This is a genomic window from uncultured Bradyrhizobium sp. (assembly GCF_936928535.1).
Taxonomy (GTDB): Bacteria; Pseudomonadota; Alphaproteobacteria; order Rhizobiales; family Xanthobacteraceae; genus Bradyrhizobium.
The window spans coordinates 1-3,711 of sequence record NZ_CAKZHY010000051.1 but is presented as its reverse complement, the minus strand read 5'-3'; the positions used below and the strand labels follow the sequence as shown (position 1 = coordinate 3,711).

Annotated in this window: 3 protein-coding genes; 2 read left to right on the top strand and 1 reads right to left on the bottom strand. The window is 63.2% G+C overall.

Annotated features, from left to right (window positions below):
* Nucleotides 1–58 precede the first annotated feature (58 nt).
* Entirely contained in the window at nucleotides 59–1,252 is a 1,194-nt protein-coding gene (locus Q0687_RS06015) for a serine hydrolase domain-containing protein (protein ID WP_298873435.1), read from the bottom strand.
* Between the two features lie 337 nt (nucleotides 1,253–1,589).
* On the opposite strand from Q0687_RS06015, the gene Q0687_RS06010 reads away from it, so the two are divergent.
* Nucleotides 1,590–1,910 (top strand): hypothetical protein, encoded by a 321-nt coding sequence (locus tag Q0687_RS06010; RefSeq protein WP_298873433.1) that lies wholly within the window; start codon nucleotides 1,590–1,592, stop codon nucleotides 1,908–1,910.
* A 159-nt stretch (nucleotides 1,911–2,069) separates the two neighbouring features.
* Nucleotides 2,070–3,563, top strand: coding sequence for an NAD-dependent succinate-semialdehyde dehydrogenase (locus Q0687_RS06005; RefSeq protein ID WP_298873410.1), 1,494 nt, complete (start codon nucleotides 2,070–2,072; stop codon nucleotides 3,561–3,563).
* Nucleotides 3,564–3,711 lie beyond the last annotated feature (148 nt).

The window sequence follows — 3,711 nt, the reverse complement described above, 5'->3', positions numbered from 1 at the left end:
CGGTCCACATCGCCGCCATTGTCGCCTATTGGATCAATTGAGTCTGAACCCTAAGGGGTTAGGCCGCCTTCTGCCCGCTTCGGGCATCGAGCCCGGCATAGATGCCGCGTTCGAATCCCGCGAAGGCCTGCAGGCATTTCGCGTCGGCAAACGGCAGCAGCTGCATCAGGATCACGCCGGTGACGTCGCGCGCCGGGTCGATCCAGTAAAAGGTGTTGGCAAGGCCCGCCCAGGCAAGGCTGCCGGCGCTGCGGCCTTCCGCTGTTTTGGCGGTGTTGATCATGAAGCTAAGGCCCCATTTCTTCACCTGGTCCGGATAGAGATCGACGTCGTTGGTGTAAGGCGGCGCTGCGGTCGTCATCTTGGTCATGTTGAGATCGCCCATCTGGTTCTGTCCCATCATGGCGATCGTCTCTGGCTTCAGCACCTGGTTGCCGTTGCCGCGGCCCTTGTTCAGGATCATCTGCGTAAACTTGATGTAGTCTCCCGCGGTCGAATAGAGGCCGCCGCCACCCATGTGGAATTCAGGGTTCTGCTCGAGCTCGAACGGCATCGCGGCAAGCTGGCCGTCCTCGCCGCGGGCATGCATGCCGACGAGGCGCTTGCGCATGTCGTCGCTGATCTTGAAGCCGGTGTCGCCCATGCCGAGCGGCGCAAACAGACTGTCACGCAAATAGGCATCGAGCTTCTTGCCGCTGGCGGCCTCCACCGCCTTGCCGACGAAATCGATATTGGTGCCGTATTCCCAGCGCGTGCCGGGATCGGTCATCACTGGCGTCTTCAGCGCGGCGTTCAGGCAGGTGATGATGCCAGGCGTGCCTGTTTTCTCCATGTAGCGCGCGAAGTCGCCGTTCCACATATCGTAGCAGAAGCCGGCGGTGTGGGTCATGAGATGGCGCAGCGTGATCGCTCTTTTCGCAGGCCGCAATTTTGGCTCGCCCGTGGCGCCAAAGCCTTCCAGCACTTGCGGATTGGCGAGATCGGGTAGCAGTGAGCCGATCGGCGCGTCGAGCGACAGCTTGCCTTGCTCGACCAGCTGCATCGCGCCCGCTGACGTCACCGCCTTCGTCATCGATGCGATCCAGAAGACGCTATCCATCGTCATCGCATCGGGCTTGGACAGGTCGCGCTTGCCGAACGCGCCTTGATACAGAATTTCGTTGCCGCTGGCGGCGATCGCAACAACACCGGGAATCTCCTTGGCGTCGCTTGTCTTGCGCAGAATCTCGTCGATCTGGGCTTTGCTTTGCATCAGCGTTTCCTCCGGTTTGATTATTGTTGGAAGTATCAGGATTGTCCTCCCGCAGGGCGCGTGCGGCAAGCGTGTCGATATGCAGCCTCTGGTCGCGATGTCGTGACTTGACGCTCTGCGCTCCAAGCGGGACCACTGATCTGCAACACTTCTTCACAATCTGCGGTGGATGGCCGCAACGAGCCGTGACCTTGGATAGGCCCAGGCGATATGCTTCGCGTGTTTGAAACACTTGAAACATTTTGTGCGCTGCGGCGTTCAGCTCGTGGCCCGATTGGCGGCTGACGTCCGGATTTGTGCAATTGGCGGCCTCCATCGGTCGCGAGGGGACTTAAAGATGATTTCGACCTGGAGCGAATGGAAGCGCTATCCCCGTGCCGGACGGGGCGACAATCTGGAAGCGCCGATCTCGCCTGGCATATATGAGGTGCGGATCGCCGGTACCGGCGCCCTCTATTCATTCGGCGCGGTCGACAATCTGGCGCAGGCGCTGGCGCTGCTGCCGGTCGGCTCAAAATCCTGGTTCGGACGCCGCGATACCTCCGACGCACCCGATCTCGAATACCGGACTTGCGCGACCTCTTCGAAGGCCAGCGCCAAGGCCGCGGCCGAGCGCATGATCGGCCGGCGCGAGACCTATATGAGCGGCGCGGCCTGATCGTCTCCGAGTCGGCGGTGCCACACCTCTCCCACGGGGAGAGGCAAGGCGACCGCTCTCAGCTTAGCTCCCATCAGCTGTGCGTTGCGGGACGGTGCATTGCGCACCTGATATCCCTATATTCCGGGCCGATCCTGAAAGCCCCCAGGGAGTAACGCCATGACCTCGACCGCCGCCGCTCGCGCCCAGCACGCCACCGCCACCCTGCGTGACCGGTTGAAGGACCCGTCGCTGCTGAAGGAGGCCTGCTATATCGACGGTGCCTGGGTCGGCACGCCTGTATTCGCCGTGAACAATCCCGCGACCGGGGTCGAGATCGCCAAAGTCCCGCAGCTTGGTGCCGACGATACCACTAGGGCGGTCGAAGCCGCCCAACGCGCGTTTCCGGCCTGGGCCAAGCACACCGCCAAGCAGCGCTCCAACATTTTGCGCAAATGGTTCGAGCTGATCATTGCCAACCGCGAGGACCTCGCGCTGATCCTGACCTCCGAGCAGGGCAAGCCGCTGTCGGAAGCGCTCGGCGAGGTCGATATCGGCGCCGCCTATATCGAGTTCTTTGCGGAAGAAGCGCGCCGCGTTTACGGCGAGACCATCCCGACGCAGCGGCCCGATGCGCGCCTGCTCGCGATCAAGCAGCCGATCGGCGTTTGCGGCGCCATCACCCCGTGGAACTTCCCGAACTCGATGATCACCCGAAAAGTCTCGCCGGCACTCGCCGCAGGCTGCACCGTGGTGCTCAAGCCCGCCAACGAGACGCCGCTGTCGGCGCTGGCGCTGGCGGTGCTCGCCGAAAAGGCCGGCATCCCCAAGGGCGTGCTCAACATCATCACCGGTGACGCGCCGCCGATCGGCAAGGTGCTGTGCGAGCATCCGGCCGTGCGATTCGTCGGCTTCACCGGCTCGACCGCGGTCGGCAAGATCCTCTACCAGCAGGCCTCGGTCGGTGTGAAGCGGCTCGGCCTCGAGCTCGGCGGCAACGCGCCGTTCGTGGTGTTCGACGATGCCGATGTCGACGCGGCAGTGGAAGGCGCGATCGTCTCGAAGTATCGCAACATGGGCCAGACCTGCGTCTGCGCCAACCGCCTCTACGCCCAGGACAAGATCTACGACGAGTTCGTCAAGAAGCTGTCGGCGAAGGTTGCGGCGATGAAGATCGGCGACGGCACCGAGAGCGGCGTCACGCAAGGGCCGCTGATCAACATGAAGGCGGTCGACAAGGTCGAGCGTCACATCGCAGACGCGGTCAAGCGCGGCGCCAAGGTGGTGACCGGCGGCAAGCGCAGCGAGCTCGGCCGTTCCTTCTTCGAGCCGACCGTGCTCGCCGATGTGAACCCGGACTCGTTGGTCTCCCAGGAGGAAACCTTCGGCCCGCTCGCGCCCGTGATCCGCTTCAAGGACGAAGCCGATGTCGTCGCGATGTGCAACGCCTCGCCGTTCGGCCTCGCCTCCTATTTCTACTCCCGCGATATCGGCCGCGTCTGGCGCGTCGCCGAGGCGCTGGAATCGGGCATGGTCGGCGTCAACACCGGCCTCATCACGACAGAGGTCGCCCCGTTCGGCGGTGTCAAGGAAAGCGGCCTGGGTCGCGAAGGCTCGCGCCACGGCATGGAAGAATATGTCGAGATCAAATACGTGATGATGGCGGGGGTGTGAGGGCCCCTGCTGCCTCCACACCGTCATGGCCGGGCTTGACCCGGCCATTCACGACTTAACTCTGGGACAAAGAACGTGGATGCCCGGGACAAGCCCACGACTGTCCGGTTGGGCGATTAGCATAGACTGAGGCTCATCTGTCGATGAT

What these genes read in the sequence shown, in the direction of transcription:
- Q0687_RS06010 (WP_298873433.1), top strand. Translation starts at nt 1,590, where the DNA reads ATGATTTCGACCTGGAGCGAATGGAAGCGCTATCCCCGTGCCGGACGG.
- Q0687_RS06005 (WP_298873410.1), top strand. Translation starts at nt 2,070, where the DNA reads ATGACCTCGACCGCCGCCGCTCGCGCCCAGCACGCCACCGCCACCCTG.
- Q0687_RS06015 (WP_298873435.1), bottom strand. Translation starts at nt 1,252, where the DNA reads ATGCAAAGCAAAGCCCAGATCGACGAGATTCTGCGCAAGACAAGCGAC.